Genomic DNA, 20709 nt, shown 5'->3' with positions numbered 1-20709 from the left:
TGAGCCTCGGTAAATGATGGCCGCATGCTAGGGCGTGCAGGCGAGTGAAAACAGCCGTTGGCGGGCAAATGACATGTGACTAAAACGCATGAATACGCCGAGTTTGGTTGTTGTAGGGTAACTAAACCCACCCTGCCAGGAGCCCACGATGGCTGATCACTACGGATTTATCCTGCATGCCCATACCCGCCCGGAAAAAGCCGCCGAGTTCGAGGCGCTGTTCCGTGCGTATGTTGCACCCAGTCGCGCGGAGCCTGGCTGCATCGCTTACCACATGCTGCGTGACCAACAGGACCCGACGCTGTTTATCTTCTATGAGGTCTGGCAGTCACGGGCGCACTTGGCCACTCACAGCGCCTTGCCGCATATGCGTGAGTTTCATGAGCGGCGCATGGAATACCTGCGCAGTGATTTCGAGATTCGTGAGATCGAGATGCTTAGCCCGGCAGGCTGACGGCGCGCGTCTGTATGGCATTAGTGAAGGGGCGACTCTCCTGTGCGAGAACCGCCAAGCACTATGTCTGCGGCTTCTCCACCACGACATAACGTTTGCCGCCACTGCGTTTGGCCACGTACATGGCTTCATCCGCGAACTGCACCAGCTGCAATTCGTTCTGGCAGTGTTCGGGGTACACCGCGATGCCCAGGCTTGGCGCGCTGAGCAAGCGATGCCCATCCAGCAGGTAGGGCGCGCTGAGGGCGGTAATAATCTTCTCGGCCACCAGGGTCGCATCCTCCTGCCGGCCGATGTTGTCCAGAATCACCGCAAACTCGTCGCCGCCCAGGCGGCCCACCGTGTCGGACTCGCGCACGCACTGGCGTAAACGCCGCGCCACTTCCTGCAGCAACAGATCGCCGGTGCTGTGGCCGAAGCTGTCGTTGATCTGCTTGAAGTTGTCCATGTCGAGGTAGAGCACCGCCAGCTGCAACGTGTCGCGTTTGGCGCGCTGCAAGGCGCTGCGCAGTCGGTCGAGAAACAGCGTACGGTTGGAGAGTTCAGTCAGCTGGTCGTACTGGGCGAGAAACTCCAGGCGCGACTGTGTGCGTTTGCGCTCAATCGCCGTCGCCACCTGACTGGAGACAAACTGCAGCAGCGCCTGGTCCTGTTCGGTGTAGCGCTCCTTGGCGCTGTGGTTCTGCAGCACCAGTGCGCCGATGGTCTGGGTGCCGGAGATCAGCGGCACGCCCAGCCAGTCCAGCGCGCGCGGCGCGGCCTCGGGTTCATGCTGGGCAAGCCATTGGTTGGCGGTTTCCGGCGTCAACAGCAGTGCGTTGCCGGTGCGGATCACCTCAGCACAAAAGCGGCTGGTGGCCGTGGGCGTGGCGCATTGCTCGACCTGATAGGTCAGGCTCAGCTGATCACTCGCTGCGTCATACAACGCCACGCAGAAATGCCGGGCGGGCAGCAGCTGCGCCATCACCTCATGCACGCGGCCGTAGAGCATGTGCAGATCACCCGCCGCGTGGGCCGCCTCCGAGACCGCATACAACGCCGCCTGCACCGCCTCGGCCCGCTTGCGTTGGGTGATATCACGCGCCACACCAACGCGCACTTGCTCGGCCTCCAGCCACTGGGCAGACCACATGATGTGCACGATATGGCCGTCTTTGTGGATGTAGCGGTTCTCGTGGTCGTGCGAGGGCTGGCCCGAATTGATCTGCTTGACCAGCGCGCGGGTAGCCGCGCGGTCGTCCGGGTGCATCAGTTCAAAGGCGGTGCGGCCAACCATTTCTTCGGGGCGGTAGCCAAAAACCCGTTCGCTGGCCGCGCTGACGGACAGAAAGCGGCCCTCTACATCCACTACGCAGACAACGTCCAGCAGCAGATCCAGTAGTTTGTCGTGAGGCAGGTGCGGGTTTGACGTCATGGCCGTGAATATACTGCCCTGTTTGCGCGGTTCGCTAACGCTATGGTAGCTCTCCGCACGCGGTTGGTCTGTGCCTGCCCAGGCCTGCTGCGCTTAATCAATGTACGGTCAATCGCTCGCGTACCAGCGCTTGCGCGTGCTGGGCCATCTGGTCGAGCAGGCGGTCGCGCTGCTTCTCGGCATCGCTCATGGCGCGCTTGCCGTGTTGTTTCACCAGGTAGGCGTGGATCTGCTGGACTTCGGTGGAGCGGAAGATCGGCGCCAGGTCCTGCACCGCCACCAAACCGTTCGAACGCTGGCTGCGGGTGTTCATCAGCACCTGTGGTCCCTGCGCGGCCAGCACCTGAAAACCCATGGCCTCGAAGGTTGAAACCTTGCTGGCGACGCAGGCCAGTTCAGCGTGCGGGTACTGGGCGACCATCTGCTGCAGCAGGGCGCGGGCAATCCCGCGACGACGCTGGTTAGCCTGCACCGCCATGTAGGCCAGGGTGCAGGCCTCGGGATCATCCTGGGCGGGCAGGTAGAGCGCAAAACCGAGTACCTGGGACGGGTCCGCGTCATCAAGCGCCAGCAGCAACTGCGCGCGGCTGTTGAGGGTGCTGTCCATGGCCTGCAAGTACAGGTGCATTTCGTAGCCGATCACGTACTGGTACAGCTGATACAGCGGGTTGCTGGGCGTTAGCGACACCGGGCTGATGTCACTGAGGTAGTCCACCACCATCTGCAAAACCTGGCTTTTCAGCGACTCGGGCGGTGGGGTGTCCAGGTGTACAAGGGTGAACATCGTCTATAAGGCTCCGGGCGGGCGCGATTGGGCGTTAGCGTGGGCGGCATTGTAACGCCCTCAGCAGTGGATGGTTCCTACGCCAGGCGTGACGACGGCCTGAATAATCCGCTGCCGCGCTGCATCGATAACGTCCCAGGGTGCAGGCTTGCTATATGATGCGCCACCCTCAAAATCCGCGCGTCAGTCATCAGGTCACTATGTCCGTTAATGCTCTTTATAGTGATCTGTCCGATTACTACGACCTGATGTGCGCCGATATCGACTACCAGGGGCAAAGCCACTGCATTCAACGGCTGCAGCAGTTGTTTGGCAATGCCGGCGTCCGCCATCTGGATGTGGCCTGCGGGACAGGGCCGCATGTGCGCCATTTTCTCGATGCCGGTTACAGCAGCAGCGGGCTCGATATCAATCAGCCGATGTTGGATAAGGCCGCCATTCGCTGCCCGCAGGCGCACTTCGCCTTGCAGGACATGTGCAGTTTCAGCGTGACTGAGCCGCAGGACCTGATCACCTGCTTTCTCTATTCCATCCACTACAGCGGCACGCTTGCGCGGCTGCAAGCCTGCATCGCCAGCGTGCATGCCGCGCTCGATGCCAATGGCTTGTTCTGCTTTAACGCAGTTGATAAAGGCAAGATCGATAACAGCCTGTTTGCGGCGCACAACGCCCAGCATGACGACAGCCAGTTCATCTTTAGCTCTGGCTGGAGCTATGCCGGCGAGGGTGAGCAGCAGGCGCTGCGCTTGCGCATTGAGAAGTCGACGGCAGGGCAAACCGAGGTGTGGCACGACGAACACCCGATGGTTGCGGTGAGCTTTGTGCAGTTACAGGCGCTGTTGCAGCCGTACTTTGAGGTGCACGTGCTAGAGCATGATTACCAGAAGCTCATCCCGTGGGATGGGGCGTCTGGAAATGCGTTGTTTGCCTGCGTGAAGATTTAGCGCGTTGAGTCGCACGTGGGGCGCATTGCTTGGCCTGGGCGATGCCGATAGCGTTTTGCGATGCGTGTTTGCTAGGTAGCCGCTTGTAAAGCGCAAGCACCGAGCCATGGCACCTGCTAGCCATCCGTGCCAAGATTTGCCGCTAGATAAGCGAGAGGCTTTGCCATGGAACTGCAGAACATTGGGCATGAAGCCCTGCACCTGCCGAAGAGGGGGCGGGCACGGCTGATCCAGCGTTTGCCCTTATGTCTGAAAGCCCCCTCAGCAGAAGCGCTTCGTTCAGAAGATAATTTCAGCGTTTCCCTCCAGTGTTTTTCGCTATCAATCGGTTACCGAGAAAATTCTGATATTTCAGGTTTTGGCGGTTGCTTGACGCCGTGTGCAATATTCAAATTTTGCAAAGCTGTAAAGCGGGACGGTCAATGCGGCTGCAGCTGGGGGCTGTTTGGCGTAAGTAAGCCAGGGCTCATGGCCGGTGAGAAATTAGTAACCTGATGCCGAGTTTTTCAACGTGGTTGAGTGTTTTTAGATTTCAGTATTAGCCGTTTTTATTTTTGAGTGGATTATGATCAATCAACTGCAGCAAAAATATCAGCTTTCGATGTTGGCGTTACTCGGTGCAGTTGCTGTGTTGGGTGTTTCGCCCTTTGTGGTTATCCGATATCAGGAAGGTAACTTCCTCGCAATGGTCGTTGATATGCTGCTGATTGTGGGTCTCATAAGCATTGTGGCTTGCGCGTATTATTTCAAAAAAATTCGAATTGTCAGTGCGATAGCTGCCGTATTTATTAATGCCGGCGCAGTGACCGTTGCTATTAATAATGGGGTGGATGGTGTTTTGTGGGTTTACCCCGTTTGCGCCAGCACGTTTATCCTCGTAAGGCCTGTTGAAGCTCTGTTTATAAATGCAGTCGCCGGTGCAGTGGTGGTGGCCCTGGCGGATGTGTTTAATATTGTCTCGCTGAATTCTTTTATTATCACGAGCATGATGTTGTCAATGAGTGCCTACGTGTATGCCAGTCATAGTTTGAAGCAGTTCAATCTGCTGGAAACCCTGAATACTATTGATCCTTTGACGGGTGCCTTTAACCGACGGTCGTTGCGTTCAGATATGGCGGCGGCATTATCCAGTGCGCAACGTAATGGCACTCAACAGTTATTGGCTATTGTGGATATCGATCACTTTAAGGGGGTGAATGATAATTACGGTCATGCTGTTGGCGATCAAGTGTTGAGGGATTTTTCCGCCATTACTATGGCCAATATCCGCAAATATGATCGGTTTTACCGGTTCGGCGGCGAGGAGTTTGTCCTGCTCATTCCTGAGGTCAGCCTTCAGCAGCAACAGGCCTGTATCAACAACCTTAGAGAGGCCATCAAAAACAACCTGAAAACGCCCGATGGTAAGGAAGTAACGGTGTCATTTGGCGTGGCACCTTGGCTGCCGGGAATGACTGCTGATACATGGCTGAAACGTGCGGATGAAGCGCTTTATTCAGCCAAGGCGCGTGGCCGTGACTGCGCGGTGTTCAGTGACGATTCTGCTGTAATCGGTTAGCGCGGTTTTGATGATCATTCCCACGCGGAGCATGGGAACGATCTAACAAGGTAATGGTGATTCAAGGCGCGTCATTTTCAATCCGCTGAAGAAAGTGTTAGCGCAGTTTGTCGGTGTTTCTTCGTGGCTGGATCGACAAGGATAAGCCCAGTCCACAGCGAGTGATAACAATGAAACCTCCGATCAAGCACTTAGGTTATTGGCTGTGTGCGCTGATGTTCACTGCCGTCGCCGGATGTGCAAGCCAACCCCCTGAAAGAGCCAACAACATGAACAAACCACTGGTATCCCTTGCAGTACTCAAAGCCAAACCCGGTAAAGAAGAGGCGCTTAAAGCCGGCTTGCTGACCCTGATCGAACCGACGCGGGCCGAGCCGGGCAACCTGGATTACGTGTTGTTTGAGCGACGGGATGAGCCGGGCACGTTCTATATGCGTGAAGCGTTCAAGGACCAGGCGGCGCTGGATGCGCATTTTGCGACGCCGTATTTTCAGCGGTTTGCTGCCACGGCTGATGATTTGCTCAGTGAGCCATTGCAGCTGATTTTCTTGGAGCAGGTTTCGAACTGAGTGTTAGCGATGGGCCGTTGTCGTTTTTAAACGGCCCAAGTTGTGTTCAGACGCCGCTTATATGTTGTCTGGTCGAACGGTTCCGCCCTTACGGCGGCTCACTTTTGGCAGACGCCCCAAAAGTAAGCAAAAAGTCTTGCCCCTTGCATCCGGGTCTCGCTGCGCTCGACTTCCCTCGTTCCATCATTGCTTCAGGGGCCGGCGTACAAGGGCCGTCCCTGGCCCTTTACGCCTCTCGCCGCATCCATGCGGCTCGCTCCCTTCCGCAACGATTCCACTCGGCCTTCTGATGGGGCCTTTGGCGTCGTTTGCGAAAACGCAGAACAAACCGTAGGAGCGGGCTGCCCGCGATGCTCTTGCTTCTGCTTCTGCTTTTGCCTTTCGCTCTGCCGTCCACAAATAGCCCAAACAACGCGGTCCCTGAATCCCGTCAGGAGGCCGAGTGGAGGTGCTGTGGAGAGGGGCGTTTGGCATGGATGCCAAACGAGGAACGATGGGCCAGGGATGGCCCACCGTGACGACCCTCGGAACAGCACCGGAGCGAGGGAAGTTGAGCGAAGCGAAACCCGGATGCCGGGCGCGCTTTCTCTTTGGTTACTTTCTCTTTGCGCGTGCAAAGAGAAAGTAACTCGCCGTAAGGGCGAAACCAGTAGCGGCGTACAACGGAGGAAATGAATAGATTAGTTTTATCAAAGGCTACTCGCCGTCTAATGCGGTCGATTGATCTTTTACCTTTGGATGTCGGCGGTCTTGTGCGAGTGACTCGAATCCGGATTTTGAAAGGGAAATAAATTTATCCCGGAGTTCTGGAATTGTATCTAGTGCTTTTTGGAAGTGAGGTGAACTAAATAACTCACTCCAAGGGCTGTTGTGGTGATCTGTATCGACTAGCCTTAATGGTGCTTCTTCTAATCGAGTCAAAGCGGAGCTAAATAGTCGAGCTTCAAATGCTTCGTCAATTCTAGCGGCTTCTTTTCTATAACCTTCATATGCTTTGGCAACCGATGCTTTGAACGCATAATCTTCAGCTAGTCGGAATCTTTGACTGATTTGTTTTGTTGAAACCCACGCGAACCAAAGCGGAGCCCCTACGCTGAGCGCTGATAGAATTACCTGCGCAAGAATTATTTCCCATCTTGGGTCGGGATTAGATAATGACTTTGTGAGGCTTGATATTCTTTCTGATCCCAGAAATGCACCTATTCCTAAGGACATGATTAGGCCTGCTACCCATACCCACATGGATGCTCCAAGCTTTCCCGCTCTTTGGTCAAATCCTGCAGCTAAACCTTTTGTTGTTGTAATTCTGTATGCTTCTTCGCACTGTGTAACAAGTTTCTCAGCTGCGCTAGCTCGATTGGTTATTGCTTCTTCATAGGTGGTCGTCGCAATGTTGCGCTGCTCTATTGCGCTATGGAATTTAACAGAGTCATCTGAGAGTCGTTCAATTTTAGCTCGTGCATCTATTAATGCTTGTAAGTCGGTTGGTAGCGATTCCGCAGCGGCAGTAGCGTCTTGGATTAGACGAATTTGATTGGTGATTTCATCTTTGTTTGGAGTTAGTTGATCAATTTCCGCTTTTATTGTGCGGAGCCGTTTTGCCATTTGATGTGGCATGGCTTTTGTGTCTTTCAGACTTTCCCATGAAAATAGAGGTTCGAGAACGAGGTTGATCCAGTTCATTGTGGTCATGTAGGCTGGGAGCGCTTGGTGAGCATTTCCATTAAATATATAAGCTATGGTATCTCGTTTAAGTTGTTCTACTTTATTAGGGAATAGCTTGATTTTATCTTCTATTTCTTTGCTTATTTCGTCGATGTCAAATTTTTCAAGCTTGCTAATAAGGGATTGAGGGATTTCAGCGATGTCTTGCCTGGTTAATGGTGGGTGATGCCAACCATGCGCATCTTTAAGCGTTCTGTTATCACTCCAGGCATTCAAGAGCGCATTGGCAAGATCATCAAGGGAGTCGCAGAGGTCGCTTAGAGCTTCGTGCATGTTTTTTCCTTGCTATTAAAAAGCCCCGCATATAGCGGGGCTTTTAGTCTATCTAGCCACCCCGACATCCATGTAAGGCACAGCTTTATGTGATGTGGCTAGCGGCAGCTATAAATCAATCCCAGCTCAATGCCCCACCAGTCTGATACTCAATAACCCGCGTCTCAAAGAAGTTCTTCTCCTTCTTCAGGTCCATGATTTCCGACATCCATGGGAACGGGTTAGTGGTACCTGGGTATTCTTCCTTCAAACCGATCTGAGTCAAACGACGGTTGGCGATAAATTTGAGGTAGTCCTCCATCATCGCCGCGTTCATGCCCAGTACGCCGCGCGGCATGGTGTCGCGTGCGTATTCGATTTCCAGTTGGGTGCCCTGGAGGATCATCTGGGTGGCTTCGTCTTTGAGCTGGGCATCCCACAGGTGCGGGTTTTCGATCTTGATCTGGTTGATCACGTCGATGCCGAAGTTCAGGTGCATGGACTCGTCACGCAGGATGTACTGGAACTGCTCGGCGACGCCGGTCATCTTGTTGCGGCGACCCATGGAGAGGATCTGGGTGAAGCCGCAATAGAAGAAGATGCCTTCCAGTACGCAGTAGTAGGCGATCAGGTTGCGCAGCAGTTCTTTGTCGGTCTCGACGGTGCCGGTGTTGAAGGTCGGGTCGGAGATCGAGCGGGTGTACTTGAGGCCCCAGCTGGCTTTCTTCGCGACCGATGGAATCTCGTGGTACATGTTGAAGATCGCGCCTTCATCCATGCCCAGCGATTCGATGCAGTACTGGTAGGCGTGGGTGTGGATCGCCTCTTCGAAGGTTTGGCGCAGGATGTACTGGCGGCACTCCGGGTTGGTGATCAGGCGGTATACGGCCAGGGCGAGGTTGTTGGCAACCAGGCTGTCGGCGGTGGAGAAGAAGCCGAGGTTGCGCATAACGATGCGGCGCTCGTCGTCGGTCAGGCCGTCCGGAGTTTTCCACAACGCGATGTCCGCGTTCATGTTCACTTCCTGCGGCATCCAGTGGTTGGCGCAACCATCCAGATACTTCTGCCAGGCCCAGTCGTACTTGAAGGGTACGAGCTGGTTGAGGTCGGCGCGGCAGTTGATCATGCGTTTTTCGTCGACGGCTACGCGTGCGGCGGTGCCTTCCAGCTCGGCCAGGCCTTCGGCGATGTCGAGTTGGTCGAGCGAGGCTTTGGCGCGAGCTACGGCGTCGCTGTCGTCAGCGGCTACGGCGCGGGCTTCAACGGCGGCAGCACCGCCCACCTGGTCGAGTTTGTCGATGCTCATGTCTGCCAGTTGGGCAGAGGCTTTATTGGCTACAACGGCGTCGGCGCCGTCTTCCTTGTCAAATTCATCCCAGCTCAGCATGGCTTGGCTCCTGCTTGCGGGCCGGTGAAATAACCGGCCTGTATGGATATACAGATATTTCTGATTATGTTCCGTTGCGTATCGCGCGCAAGGGTAAAACGGGTACCGCTGGTCGGGGTGGCTCTAATGACTGGCCGTTGCCCCGAAGCCCACGCCGGGTAGGGCGAGGGTTGGTAATAAGTGGGGAGGGCGGTGTTGCTGGCCCTTCTCCCGATACAGCTGTGTTGCTTGTGCTCTTTGCTCTTTGCTCGACGTTCAAGCGTGTAGCTGAGCGAGTAGTCGCAAGGCACCTGCTGGAGTGGAGCCCCTGAGCGTACGCATGTACGTGATGGGGGCCGCTCCGGCAGGTAACGCCGCGAATGCCGCTCAGATCCGCGCGTTGCCGAACACCTTACTGGCAGGCTTCGCAGTCTGGTTCATCGATCGCACAGGCCTTTGGTACCGGAGCTGGGCCTGCGCTCATTTCCACTTCCGGGGCCTTGGCCGGTGCTGCGCTCAGGCCTTCGCTGCCACCACTGGACACGGCGTTCAGCTTACCGGTGTTGATGGTGGACTTCTCAGTGCTGGTCGCGGCCAGGGCACGGAGGTAGTAGGTGGTTTTCAGGCCACGGTACCAAGCCATGCGGTAGGTCACGTCGAGCTTCTTGCCCGATGCACCGGCGATGTAGAGGTTCAGCGACTGCGCCTGGTCGATCCACTTCTGGCGACGGCTGGCGGCATCGACGATCCACTTGGTGTCGACTTCAAACGCGGTGGCGTAGAGGTCTTTCAGCTCTTGCGGGATGCGCTCGATCTGCTGCACCGAACCGTCGTAGTACTTGAGGTCGTTGATCATCACCGAGTCCCACAGGCCGCGGGCTTTGAGGTCGCGAACCAGGTACGGGTTGATCACGGTGAATTCGCCCGAGAGGTTCGATTTCACATAGAGGTTCTGGTAGGTCGGTTCGATCGACTGCGATACGCCGGTGATGTTGGCGATGGTGGCGGTCGGTGCGATGGCCATGATGTTCGAGTTACGAATGCCTTTCTGCACACGGGCACGTACCGGCGCCCAGTCCAGGGACTCGGTCAGGTCAACGTCGATGTACTTCTGGCCGCGCTGCTCGATCAGGATCTGCTGCGAGTCGAGCGGCAGGATGCCCTTGCTCCACAGCGAACCTTCGAAGGTGGAGTAGGCGCCGCGCTCGTCGGCCAGGTCACAGGAGGCCTGGATGGCGTAGTAGCTGACCGCTTCCATCGACTTGTCGGCAAATTCCACGGCGGCATCGGAGCCGTACGGGATGTGCTGCAGGTACAGAGCGTCCTGGAAGCCCATGATGCCGAGGCCAACTGGGCGGTGCTTGAAGTTGGAGTTACGCGCCTGCGGTACCGAGTAGTAGTTGATGTCGATAACGTTATCGAGCATACGCACGGCGACCTTGATGGTCTTTTCCAGCTTGGCGGTGTCCAGCTTGCCGTCGACGATGTGGTTCGGCAGGTTCACGGAACCCAGGTTGCACACGGCGATTTCGTCGGCGTTGGTGTTCAGGGTGATCTCGGTGCACAGGTTCGAGCTGTGTACCACGCCCACGTGCTGCTGCGGGCTGCGCAGGTTGCATGGATCCTTGAAGGTCAGCCATGGGTGGCCGGTTTCGAACAGCATGCTGAGCATCTTGCGCCACAGGTCTTTGGCCTGGATGGTCTTGAACAGTTTGATCTTGCCGCCGTACTGGGTCAGGGCTTCGTAGTACTCGTAGCGCTCTTCGAAGGCTTTGCCGGTCAGGTCGTGCAGGTCTGGCACTTCGGACGGGCTAAACAGGGTCCACTGGCCGTCATCGAATACGCGCTTCATGAACAGGTCCGGGATCCAGTTGGCGGTGTTCATGTCGTGGGTGCGGCGACGGTCGTCACCGGTGTTCTTACGCAGCTCGATGAACTCTTCGATGTCCATGTGCCAGGTTTCCAGGTAGGCGCAGACCGCGCCTTTGCGCTTGCCGCCCTGGTTAACTGCAACAGCGGTGTCGTTGACCACTTTGAGGAACGGCACCACGCCTTGCGACTTGCCGTTGGTGCCTTTGATGTAGGCACCCAGCGCACGTACTGGGGTCCAGTCGTTGCCCAGACCGCCGGCAAATTTGGACAGCAGGGCGTTGTCGCGGATGGCGTCGTAGATGCCGCCCAGGTCGTCCGGTACGGTGGTCAGGTAGCACGACGACAGCTGCGGACGCAGGGTCCCGGCGTTGAACAGGGTTGGCGTCGAGGCCATGTAGTCGAAGGACGACAACAGGTTGTAGAACTCGATGGCGCGGTCTTCTTTCTGCTTCTCTTCAATCGCCAGGCCCATGGCCACGCGCATGAAGAACACTTGCGGCAGTTCGAAGCGGGTGCCGTCCTTGTGAATGAAGTAGCGGTCGTAGAGGGTCTGCAGGCCCAGGTAGGTGAACTGCTGATCGCGCTCGTGGTTGATCGCTTTGCCGAGTTTTTCCAGGTCGAAGCTGGCTAGCACCGGGTTGAGCAGTTCGAACTCGATACCCTTGGCGATGTAAGCCGGCAGGGCCTTGGCGTAAAGCTCGCTCATTTCGTGGTGGGTGGCGCTGGTGGCGACACCGAGGAAGCCCAGGCCTTCGGCGCGGATGTTGTCCATCAGCAGGCGCGCGGTGACGTAGCTGTAGTTCGGCTCACGCTCAACCAGGGTGCGTGCGGTCATCACCAGTGCGGTGCTGACGTCGCTTTGCGCTACGCCGTCGTAGAGGTTCTTCAGGGTTTCTTTCTGGATCAGCGCGCCGTCGACTTCCGCCAGGCCTTCGCAGGCTTCGGTGACGATGGTGTTGAGGCGGCCCATGTCCAGCGGCGCAACGGTGCCGTCGAGGTGGGTAACGCGAATGCTTGGGTGCGGCTCGGCAATATCGGCGGCGCCGGTCTTGCGCGCCTGGCTGCGCGATTCACGGTAGATCACGTAGTCGCGGGCGACTTTCTGCTCGCCGGAACGCATCAGGGCCAGTTCGACCTGGTCCTGGATTTCTTCGATGTGGATGGTGCCGCCGGACGGCATGCGGCGCTTGAAGGTGGCGGTGACCTGCTCGGTCAGACGCGCCACGGTTTCATGGATACGCGACGAGGCGGCTGCAGTGCCGCCTTCAACAGCGAGAAAGGCCTTGGTGATGGCAACGGTGATCTTGTCATCGGTGTAGGGCACCACGGTGCCGTTACGCTTGATCACACGCAGTTGACCCGGCGCGGTGGCGCTCAGGCTCTGGTTGTCATCGTTAGCCTGCGGCGCATTGGCCTGCGGGTTCTCGCGGGAGGTGTCGGTGTGCATGAAAGTCTCCATGTTCTGTATTTATTAGTTAGACGCTTTGCCGTCGATCACTGTGGCTACTGCCATTCATTCCATTTCAACAATGCCATGGGCGCAGCCAGAGGCCGGGCACATGGGGACTTGCAAATTGGGCAGGGAAGGTACGACTAAAGCGCCTTCCTGGCTCAAGAGTCACACGTCAAGGCGCTTTTGGCGCCTCAACTACTACATCTAGTGGTGCAACCGCGTGTGCGGTCGCCGCTTTATTCATTTTCAGGCGCGCCAAGCGCTGCACTGAAGGGTGGCCTGCTGCGGTAGAGCAGGCGTACTGCAAAGGTCTTTCAGGCGACCGGTGACGGGCTGGGATCAGGCCGTGTGCGAGTCATTCTTCTTGTATCCGGTTGCCAAGCTAAACCCAACATGTGGTGGGTGTCGCGCGATTGGCATACAAGATAATGCGCTATCTGGGGTATTGCAAGGCGAGAGAGCAAGAACAACCTGTGGATAAGTTGTGGGTGAATTGTGGGTTAAACCGCGCGATCGACGGCAAGCCCGCATGCTTGCTGGGGTGTACCGTTCGTCGGTGTTGATTGGCCTATTTCTGCCGGTTGCCCAGACGTGGTCTATCTCTCAGCGTGATACTACATCTAGTGTTTTTACAGAAATGTGGCATGCGCTATGCAGTGCTCGGGGCATTGATACAATGCCGGCCGTTTCCGTGTTGGCAGGAGTCCGTTGTGGAGCAGCAGTCGTGGCACATTCTTATTGTCGAAGACGACCAGCGCCTGGCCGAGTTGACCCGTGAGTACCTGCAGGGCAATGGCCTGAATGTCGCCATCGAGATGGATGGTGCGAAGGCCGCTGCGCGCATTCTGCAAGAGCAGCCTGACCTGGTGATTCTCGACCTGATGTTGCCGGGCGAAGATGGCTTGTCGATCTGCCGCAAGGTCCGTGGGCAATACGACGGGCCGATCCTGATGCTGACCGCGCGTACCGACGACATGGATCAGGTGCTGGGCCTGGAAATGGGCGCCGATGATTACGTCTGCAAACCGGTGCGCCCGCGCGTGCTGCTGGCGCGTATCCGCGCGCTGCTGCGTCGGCATGAAGGCAGTGAGGTGCAAGCGCCGAGCGAGCGCCGGCGCTTGCAGTTCGGCCCGCTGGTGATCGACAGCGCCATGCGTGAAGCCTGGCTGGGTGAGCAGAGCATCGAATTGACCAGTGCCGAGTTCGACCTGCTGTGGTTATTGACCTCCAACGCCGGACGGATTCTCTCGCGCGAGGAAATCTTCAACGCCCTGCGCGGCATCGAATACGACGGCCAGGACCGCTCCATCGACGTGCGCATCTCACGCATCCGCCCGAAAATCGGCGACGACCCCATGCACCCACGGCTGATCAAGACCGTGCGCAGCAAGGGCTATCTGTTTGTGGCCGAAGCGGCTGAAGCACTGACATGAAGTCGCTGGCATGAACTCAATCTTCCTGCGCATTTATGGCGGCATGCTTGCGGTGCTGGTGCTCGTCGCGCTGCTCGGCGTCGGTGCGTTGCAGCTGCTTAACGAAGTGCGGGTCGATCAATACCGTGAGCGTCTGGCGCAGGGCACCTTCCGCCTGATGGCCGATAACCTCGCGCCGATGGTCGACATCGAGCGGCGTCGCGCCGTGACGGTGTGGGGTCGTTTGCTCGGCATTCCACTGCGCATCGAGGCGCTGGAGGGAGCCGGGCTGGACAGCGGCGCGCGCAACAGCCTGCGCCGTGGTCAGGTGGTGGTACACCAGACCGGCTCGCATGAGGCGCGCATATTTAGCCAGCTGGATGGGAAGCCACTGCTGTTGATTGCCGACGTGCAGCAGGTCAGTGAGCAGCTCGCGCGTGCCACCAGCTTTCTGTTGATCGACGAGCTGGTGCGCTACCCCTGGGATGAGCAGCCGCGACGGCTGGCCGCGTTGAAACAGGACAAGCAGTTCGGTTTTGACCTGCGCCTGGTGCGCCTCGATCAGGCCGACCTCGACCCTGACCAGCGCCGCCGCGTGGATGAAGGCGACACGGTAATGGCCCTGGGCCGAGGCGGTGACAGCATTCATGTGTTCTCCGGCATCGTCGACACGCCCTGGGTGCTGGAAATTGGCCCGCTGTATCAGATGAACCCGTATCCGGCGCAATGGCTGGTGCTGATCGGCGCGCTGGGCCTGAGCCTGATCGGGCTGATGGTGTACCTGCTGGTGCGGCCTCTGGAGCAGCGCCTGAGTGATCTGGAAGGCGCGGCTACACGCATTGCCAGTGGCCGTTTGGATGCCCGTGTGCCAACCCGAGGCAGTGATTCGGTGGGGCGTCTGGCGGCCGCTTTTAACGCCATGGCCGAGCACCTGCAGCGCTCCCTGAGCATTCAGCGTGAAATGGTCCGTGCGGTGTCCCATGAGCTGCGCACGCCGGTGGCGCGGCTGCGCTTTGGCCTGGAGATGATCGGCGACGCGGAAACCGATACGGCGCGGCGTAAATATATGGAGGGCATGGACAGCGATATCCAGGACCTCGACAAGCTGGTCGACGAGATGCTGACCTATGCGCGCCTGGAGCAGGGTGCGCCGGCGCTGAACTTCCAGCCGGTCGATTTGAACGAACTGATTGATCAGGTGATCACCGAGCTGGCGCCGCTGCGCGCCAGCGTGCGGGTCGAGCACGGTCCTTCGCGTAATGCGTTGGATGGTGGCGGTGCGCAGGTTGAAGCCGAGTTGCGCTACCTGCACCGCGCCCTGCAAAACCTGGTGAGCAACGCCATGCGCCATGCCGAATCGCGGGTGCGCGTCAGTTACCACGTGGGTCAGCAGCGTTGTCGCCTGGATGTCGAAGATGACGGCCCGGGCGTACCGGAAGAGGCCTGGGAACACATCTTTACGCCATTCCTGCGCCTGGACGACAGCCGCACCCGCGCCTCGGGTGGGCATGGCCTGGGCCTGTCCATCGTGCGGCGGATCACCTACTGGCACGGCGGTCGCGCGCAGATCAGTCGTAGCGAAGAGCTGGGTGGCGCCTGTTTCAGCCTGATCTGGCCGCGCAAGCAGGGCTGAAAGCAGCCTGGGTGCAAGCAAGGCGACGGAGTGCGTTCCACCCTACAGTGCGGGTCAGCTTTAAAAGGGTGCCGGGCACTCGAAGCGCATGCGCTCGCCCGTTTGTGGGTGGGTCAGGCTGAGCATGCTGGCGTGCAGGCACAGGCGCGGGTAAGCGGCCAGGGCTTGTTCATGGGCATACAGGCCGTCACCGAGCAGCGGGTGGCCGATGGACAGCATGTGCACGCGCAGCTGGTGCGAGCGACCGGTGATGGGCGTGAGTTCGACACGGCAATGTTCGGCGTGGCGTTCCAGCACCTTCCAGTAGGTCAGGGCATGTTTGCCTTGTTCATGATCGACCACGTGGCGCGGCTTGGTCGGCGGGTCATAGCGCAGTGGAAGGTCGATACTGCCGCTGTCCAGTGCGGGTTGGCCCCAGCACAGGGCGGTGTAGGCTTTTTCGGTTTCGCGGTCATGGAACTGCCGGGACAGCTCGCGGTGGCTGTCGGCGTCGCGCGCCAGGACGATAATCCCCGAGGTTTCCCAGTCCAGGCGATGGACGATGCGCGCTTCCGGGTAACCGTTTTCCTGCAGGCGGGTGACCAGGCAATCGCGGTTATCCTCGGCGCGGCCGGGCACCGAGAGCAGCAGGGTGGGCTTGTTGATCACCAGCAGGGCGGCGTCATGGTGGAGGATTTCGACATTCGACAGCGGCATGGGTTTTCCACAAATAGAAACGGCGGCCAGGGCCGCCGTTGCATGCTCTCAACCAATCAACGGTCGGGGAGCGTGATGTTAAGTTCCAGAATGGAACAGCTGCCCTGGTTTTCCAGTGCAACCTGTACTTGATCCGAGTCGATATTCACGTACTTGCGGATCACCTCGACCAGCTCTTGCTGCAGGGCCGGCAGGTAGTCCGGCTGGCTGCGCTGGCCGCGCTCGTGGGCGACGATGATTTGCAGACGCTCTTTCGCAATGGACGCGGTGGTTTCTTTTTTGCGTTCACGAAAGAAGTCAAAAATGTTCATTCACGACCTCCAAACAGGCGTTGCATGAATCCCTTCTTCTGCACATCGAGGAACCGATGTGCCACTTCCTTGCCCAGCAGGCGGTCAACCGCGTCGCTGTAGGCCTGGCCTGCATCGCTCTGGTCATCGAGGATCACCGGCACGCCCTGGTTCGAGGCCTTGAGTACGGCTTGCGATTCCGGGATCACGCCGAGCAGGCGGATGGCTAGGATTTCTTCGACGTCTTCCACGCCCAGCATTTCGCCTTTGACCACGCGCTCAGGGTTGTAGCGGGTCAGCAGCAGGTGTTCCTTGATCGGCTCTTCGCCTTTCTCGGCGCGGCGCGATTTGCTGGCCAGCAGGCCTAGCATGCGGTCGGAGTCACGTACCGAGGAGACTTCCGGGTTGGTCACGACAATCGCTTCATCGGCGAAGTACATGGCCAGGTGCGCGCCTTTTTCGATACCGGCCGGCGAATCGCAGACCACATATTCAAAGTTTTCGCGCAGCTCATTAATGATTTTTTCAACGCCTTCCTGGGTCAGGGCGTCTTTGTCACGGGTCTGGCTGGCGGCCAGCACGTAGAGATTTTCCAGGCGCTTGTCTTTGATCAGGGCCTGGGTGAGGGTCGCTTCGCCGTTCACAACGTTGACGAAGTCGTACACCACGCGGCGTTCGCAGCCCATGATCAGGTCAAGGTTACGCAGGCCGACGTCGAAATCGACGATGACAGTCTTGTGCCCGCGCAGGGCGAGACCGGTACCGATGGCAGCGCTGGTGGTGGTTTTACCGACGCCACCTTTGCCGGACGTAACAACGAGGATCTTGGCCAAGGTGATTCACCCTAAAGTGTAGAGAAAACGCAGGTTCCGTGGCCTATTCAGGCGTCCGGCTGCCCTGTTTGAAAAGTGGCGGCAGTATCCGTTAAAGGCGGGTGATGTTCAACACGTCACCCGACAGGCTGACATGCACCGCTTCGCCCCAGAGCGGGTCGCGGCGCAAGTCTTCGGCCACCTTGTACTGGCCGGCGATGGACAGTAGCTCGGCGCCCATCTGCTGGCAGAAAATCCGCGCCTTGAGATTGCCCTTGATCCCGGCCAGTGCTCGGCCGCGCATCGGGGCGTACACATGGATGTTGCCATCGGCGAGAAGTTCCGCACCGGCGCTGACCGGGGCGAGGACGATCAGGTCGCCGCCCTGGGCGTACACCTGTTGGCCGCCGCGTACCGGGCTGGTGATGATCTTGCTTGGTTTGAATTCGGGTTCAGCGGGCTTTTCCGGTTTTGGCGGGGCCAGATCGATCAACCGTTCACGCGCGCCGGAGGGCGGCAGCACGGGTAAATCCAGGGCTTCGGCGGCGGCGATATCGGCCTCACGGTTGGCGCGAATGGCCAACGTGCGCAGGCCGTGCTTGCGGCAGACCGCCATCAGCTCCGCCAGGTCGAGCATGCCTTCGCCTTCGGGTAGCTTGTCCAGTGCCAGCACCAGCGGGGTGTTGCTGAAGAAGGCCGGGGCTTGGGCGACTTTTTCGCTGAGCTGCTGGTCGAGGCGGGCGAGGTCGTTGTGCGCCAGCTCCATCACGGTGATGGCCAGCATGCTGCCTTTAAGCTGGAATACGGGGTCTTGCGCGAGGAGATCAGCTTGGCTCATGGTCTGCCTGATACGGCCCTTGTTAAGAAACTGGGGGAAAAGTAAGCCGGACTTATAGCGATAACGCCGCGTGCTCGCAAGTTGCGCGCCGCGAAACCAGGCGCCGGACAAACTCCTGATAGAATGCCGCGCTTTATTGCGTGCCTCGGACCTGTGTTATGGATCGCCCTGTATTTCGCGCTTATTTCCTGCATCCCCGCTTCTGGCCCCTATGGCTAGGCCTGGGTCTGTTGTGGCTGATTGCCCAGCTGCCTTACACGGTGTTGCTGCGGCTGGGGCGTTGCCTGGGCGGTGTGATGTATCGCCTGGCCAGCTCGCGGCGCAAGATTGCCGCGCGCAACCTGGAGCTGTGCTTCCCGCAGATGTCCGCCGCCGAGCGCGAGGCGCTGTTAAAGGAAAACTTTGCTTCCACCGGCATCACCTTTTTTGAAATGGCCATTGCTTGGTGGTGGCCCGCTGAGCGCCTGCGTCGCTTGGGCACTATTGAGGGCTTGGAGCATCTGCGCCAGGCCGAAGCCGGCGGGCAGGGTGTGATCCTGATGGCGCTGCATTTCACCACGCTGGAAATGGGCGGCGGCCTGCTTGGCATGGCGCAGAACATGTACGGCATGTACCGCCCGCACAAGAATCCGCTGTTTGACTACGTGCAGCGTCGCGGCCGCGAGCAGCGCCTGCTCGGGGTGATTGGTCGTGATGACGTGCGCGGCATGCTCAAGCTGCTGCGTGCCGGCGGGGTGGTCTGGTATGCGCCTGATCAGGATTACGGCGCCCAGCGCAGTGTGTTTGTGCCGCTGTTCGGTGTGCCGGCGGCCACTGTCACCGCCACCAGCAAGTTCGCCCGTATGGGCCGTGCGCAGGTGATTCCTTTTACCCAGCAGCGTTTGCCCGATGGCCAAGGCTATCGCCTGGTGATTCATCCGCCGTTGGCGGATTTCCCAACCGACAGCGAAGAGGCCGACTGCCTGCGCGTCAATCAGTGGATCGAGCAGGCGATCAGTGCCTGCCCCGAGCAGTACCTATGGGCGCACCGACGCTTCAAGACGCGGCCCGAAGGCGAGCCGAAGCTCTATAAGAAGAAGCGTTAGGGCCGCCATCCAATTGGCGGGTTATTGCGCTGAGGTGAGGTTTCCTGGCGTTGGGTTGTTCCGTGTGCGCCTGAGTGGCTCCTATACTGGCTGAAAAATAATAGGAAACAGCCTATGCCGCTCACTGCTTCAACCAATCAGCCGGTTACCGGGCTGATCCTTTCTGGCGGTGGCGCCCGGGCGGCCTATCAGGTTGGCGTGTTGTCGGCGATTGCCGACTTGCTGCCCAACGCCGCGCACAATCCCTTTCCGGTTATCGTCGGTACTTCGGCCGGTGCCATCAATGCGGTGGGGTTGGCCTGCGGCGCGTTGCACTTCACTGAAGCGGTGCGCCGGCTGACCAGCGTTTGGCAGGGCTTTCATACCCATCAGGTGTACCGCAGCGATTGGCCGGGCGTATTGCGCCAGGCCAGTCGTTTTATTGGCCACAGCATGCTCGGGTTGGGTGGTCAGGTGCCGGTGGCGCTGCTCGACAGCGCGCCGCTGGCCGATCTGCTCGGGCGTGAGCTGGATTTCAGTGGGATTGCCGCCGCCGTTCGCCATCGGCAGCTGCGCGCGGTGGCGGTGACGGCGTTTGGTTATGAGACCGGCCAGGCCGTGACCTTTTACCAAGGCCGTGCCGCTATCGACCCCTGGTTCCGCCATCGGCGTGTCGGTGTGCCGACCCGCCTGGCCCTTGAGCACCTGCTGGCCAGCGCTTCGATTCCGCTGATATTTCCGCCGGTGAAAATCAATCGCGAATACTTCGGTGACGGTGCGGTGCGCCAGTCCGCGCCGATCAGTCCGGCCTTGCACCTAGGGGCGACGCGGGTGCTGGTGGTCGGGGTCAGTGGCAATCCGGCGGCTGGGCCGCAGAATCCGGTGCCGGTGGTGCGGCCACAGCAGAACCGGCCGCCAAGCCTGGCGCAGATCAGTGGGCATATGCTCAACAGCACCTTTATTGACAATCTGGAAAGCGATATCGAGCTGCTTGAGCGGCTTAACCAGATGGGCCGGCTGATCCCCGCCGAAAATCACCCGCGTGGCCTGGGGCTCAAGCCGGTGGATGTGCTGGTGATTTCCCCCAGCCAGCCGCTGGACCTGATTGCCGCGCGCCATCGCCATGAGTTGCCCAAGGCGTTGCGCCTGTTTCTGCGTGGCCCAGGGGCGACCAAGGCCAGCGGCGCCGGGGTGCTGAGTTACCTGTTGTTTGAGCCGGGTTACTGCAATGAGCTGATCGAGTTGGGTTATCAGGACGCCATGGCGCAGAAAGCCCGCTTGATCGAGTTTCTCTGTCTGGACAGTCCGCCGGTACCGGCAGTGATTCCGGTAACCGCCTAGCCAGGCCATCACTCTTGTTTTATTCCGGCTGTCTGGGCGGCCAAATTCCTTTTCCGCGTGGCCGAGAAAACCGCGCCAAGGCCGGTGGCTGCATTTAAACTGCGCCTTCCCGATGCTTTCTGTCGCATTTGCGAAAGCAGCGGATTTCCTCGGGTTGGCGCTATAAGAAGTTGTCGCATGGCGGCAATGCCGACCCCGGATCAGTCCCTACAATCCTTCACATCGCCTGCTA

At 58.8% G+C, this 20709-nt stretch carries 18 protein-coding genes; 9 read left to right on the top strand and 9 right to left on the bottom strand.

Annotation, left to right across the window (positions count from 1 at the left end; translation table 11 throughout):
• Positions 1–148: 148 nt before the first annotated feature.
• On the top strand, positions 149–454 hold the full coding sequence (locus ALTER154_RS14770; RefSeq protein ID WP_160088150.1) for a putative quinol monooxygenase: 306 nt from the start codon (positions 149–151) through the stop codon (positions 452–454).
• A gap of 61 nt (positions 455–515) precedes the next feature.
• Here ALTER154_RS14770 and ALTER154_RS14765 read toward each other — a convergent pair whose 3' ends face one another.
• Positions 516–1868: a bifunctional diguanylate cyclase/phosphodiesterase gene (locus ALTER154_RS14765; protein ID WP_160088148.1), complete on the bottom strand. Its 1353-nt coding sequence runs from the start codon at positions 1866–1868 to the stop codon at positions 516–518.
• 97 nt (positions 1869–1965) lie between these two features.
• Positions 1966–2652 carry a GNAT family N-acetyltransferase gene (locus ALTER154_RS14760; protein ID WP_160088146.1) on the bottom strand — a complete coding sequence of 229 codons (687 nt, stop codon included), beginning with the start codon at positions 2650–2652 and terminating at the stop codon, positions 1966–1968.
• Between the two features lie 200 nt (positions 2653–2852).
• Here ALTER154_RS14760 and ALTER154_RS14755 point away from each other — a divergent pair, with 200 nt between their 5' ends.
• The 4 genes from ALTER154_RS14755 to ALTER154_RS14740 all read left to right on the top strand — a co-directional run bounded on the left by ALTER154_RS14755 (position 2853) and on the right by ALTER154_RS14740 (position 5723).
• Entirely contained in the window at positions 2853–3596 is a 744-nt protein-coding gene (locus ALTER154_RS14755) for a class I SAM-dependent methyltransferase (RefSeq protein WP_160088144.1), read from the top strand.
• Between the two features lie 165 nt (positions 3597–3761).
• Positions 3762–4091, top strand: a complete 330-nt coding sequence (locus ALTER154_RS14750; protein ID WP_160088142.1) for a hypothetical protein — start codon at positions 3762–3764, stop codon at positions 4089–4091.
• Between the two features lie 70 nt (positions 4092–4161).
• Complete coding sequence (locus ALTER154_RS14745) at positions 4162–5154, top strand: GGDEF domain-containing protein (RefSeq protein ID WP_160088140.1); 993 nt, start codon at positions 4162–4164, stop codon at positions 5152–5154.
• 269 nt (positions 5155–5423) lie between these two features.
• Positions 5424–5723 (top strand): putative quinol monooxygenase, encoded by a 300-nt coding sequence (locus ALTER154_RS14740; RefSeq protein ID WP_160088138.1) that lies wholly within the window; start codon positions 5424–5426, stop codon positions 5721–5723.
• A 696-nt stretch (positions 5724–6419) separates the two neighbouring features.
• Here the strand turns inward: ALTER154_RS14740 and ALTER154_RS14735 are convergent.
• The 3 genes from ALTER154_RS14735 to ALTER154_RS14725 all read right to left on the bottom strand — a co-directional run bounded on the left by ALTER154_RS14735 (position 6420) and on the right by ALTER154_RS14725 (position 12385).
• A complete protein-coding gene (locus ALTER154_RS14735; protein ID WP_160088137.1) occupies positions 6420–7721 on the bottom strand; it encodes a hypothetical protein in 1302 nt (433 codons plus the stop codon).
• 115 nt (positions 7722–7836) lie between these two features.
• Positions 7837–9087: a ribonucleotide-diphosphate reductase subunit beta gene (locus ALTER154_RS14730; RefSeq protein ID WP_090382856.1), complete on the bottom strand. Its 1251-nt coding sequence runs from the start codon at positions 9085–9087 to the stop codon at positions 7837–7839.
• Between the two features lie 391 nt (positions 9088–9478).
• Positions 9479–12385 (bottom strand): ribonucleoside-diphosphate reductase subunit alpha, encoded by a 2907-nt coding sequence (locus tag ALTER154_RS14725; RefSeq protein ID WP_090251763.1) that lies wholly within the window; start codon positions 12383–12385, stop codon positions 9479–9481.
• Positions 12386–13101: 716 nt separating this feature from the next.
• Between ALTER154_RS14725 and ALTER154_RS14720 the strand changes: the two genes are divergently transcribed.
• Both ALTER154_RS14720 and ALTER154_RS14715 read left to right on the top strand, forming a co-directional pair.
• Positions 13102–13824: a response regulator gene (locus ALTER154_RS14720; RefSeq protein WP_090251766.1), complete on the top strand. Its 723-nt coding sequence runs from the start codon at positions 13102–13104 to the stop codon at positions 13822–13824.
• 10 nt (positions 13825–13834) lie between these two features.
• The gene (locus ALTER154_RS14715) at positions 13835–15436 is read left to right on the top strand and encodes an ATP-binding protein (protein ID WP_160088135.1); all 1602 of its coding nucleotides are present in this window, start codon (positions 13835–13837) and stop codon (positions 15434–15436) included.
• Between the two features lie 60 nt (positions 15437–15496).
• On the opposite strand, the gene ALTER154_RS14710 is transcribed toward ALTER154_RS14715, so the two are convergent.
• From ALTER154_RS14710 to minC, 4 genes are all read right to left on the bottom strand, one after another.
• Positions 15497–16132, bottom strand: a complete 636-nt coding sequence (locus ALTER154_RS14710; RefSeq protein ID WP_160088133.1) for an RluA family pseudouridine synthase — start codon at positions 16130–16132, stop codon at positions 15497–15499.
• 56 nt (positions 16133–16188) lie between these two features.
• Positions 16189–16443, bottom strand: coding sequence for a cell division topological specificity factor MinE (gene minE, locus ALTER154_RS14705; RefSeq protein ID WP_025165363.1), 255 nt, complete (start codon positions 16441–16443; stop codon positions 16189–16191).
• A complete protein-coding gene (gene minD, locus ALTER154_RS14700; RefSeq protein ID WP_090251774.1) occupies positions 16440–17255 on the bottom strand; it encodes a septum site-determining protein MinD in 816 nt (271 codons plus the stop codon). The genes minE and minD overlap by 4 nt, the downstream gene beginning before the upstream one ends.
• A gap of 91 nt (positions 17256–17346) precedes the next feature.
• Positions 17347–18072, bottom strand: coding sequence for a septum site-determining protein MinC (minC, locus tag ALTER154_RS14695; RefSeq protein ID WP_160088131.1), 726 nt, complete (start codon positions 18070–18072; stop codon positions 17347–17349).
• Between the two features lie 158 nt (positions 18073–18230).
• Here minC and ALTER154_RS14690 point away from each other — a divergent pair, with 158 nt between their 5' ends.
• Together ALTER154_RS14690 and ALTER154_RS14685 are read left to right on the top strand one after the other, a co-directional pair.
• A complete protein-coding gene (locus ALTER154_RS14690) occupies positions 18231–19157 on the top strand; it encodes a lipid A biosynthesis lauroyl acyltransferase (RefSeq protein ID WP_160088129.1) in 927 nt (308 codons plus the stop codon).
• 114 nt (positions 19158–19271) lie between these two features.
• Positions 19272–20477, top strand: a complete 1206-nt coding sequence (locus tag ALTER154_RS14685) for a patatin-like phospholipase family protein (RefSeq protein WP_160088127.1) — start codon at positions 19272–19274, stop codon at positions 20475–20477.
• Positions 20478–20709: the final 232 nt, after the last annotated feature.

The organism is Pseudomonas sp. 9AZ (genome assembly GCF_902506525.1).
GTDB classification, from domain to species: domain Bacteria; phylum Pseudomonadota; class Gammaproteobacteria; order Pseudomonadales; family Pseudomonadaceae; genus Aquipseudomonas; species Aquipseudomonas peli.
Note: the sequence above shows the minus strand (reverse complement) of the source record. Positions and strands in the feature narration are given on the sequence as shown.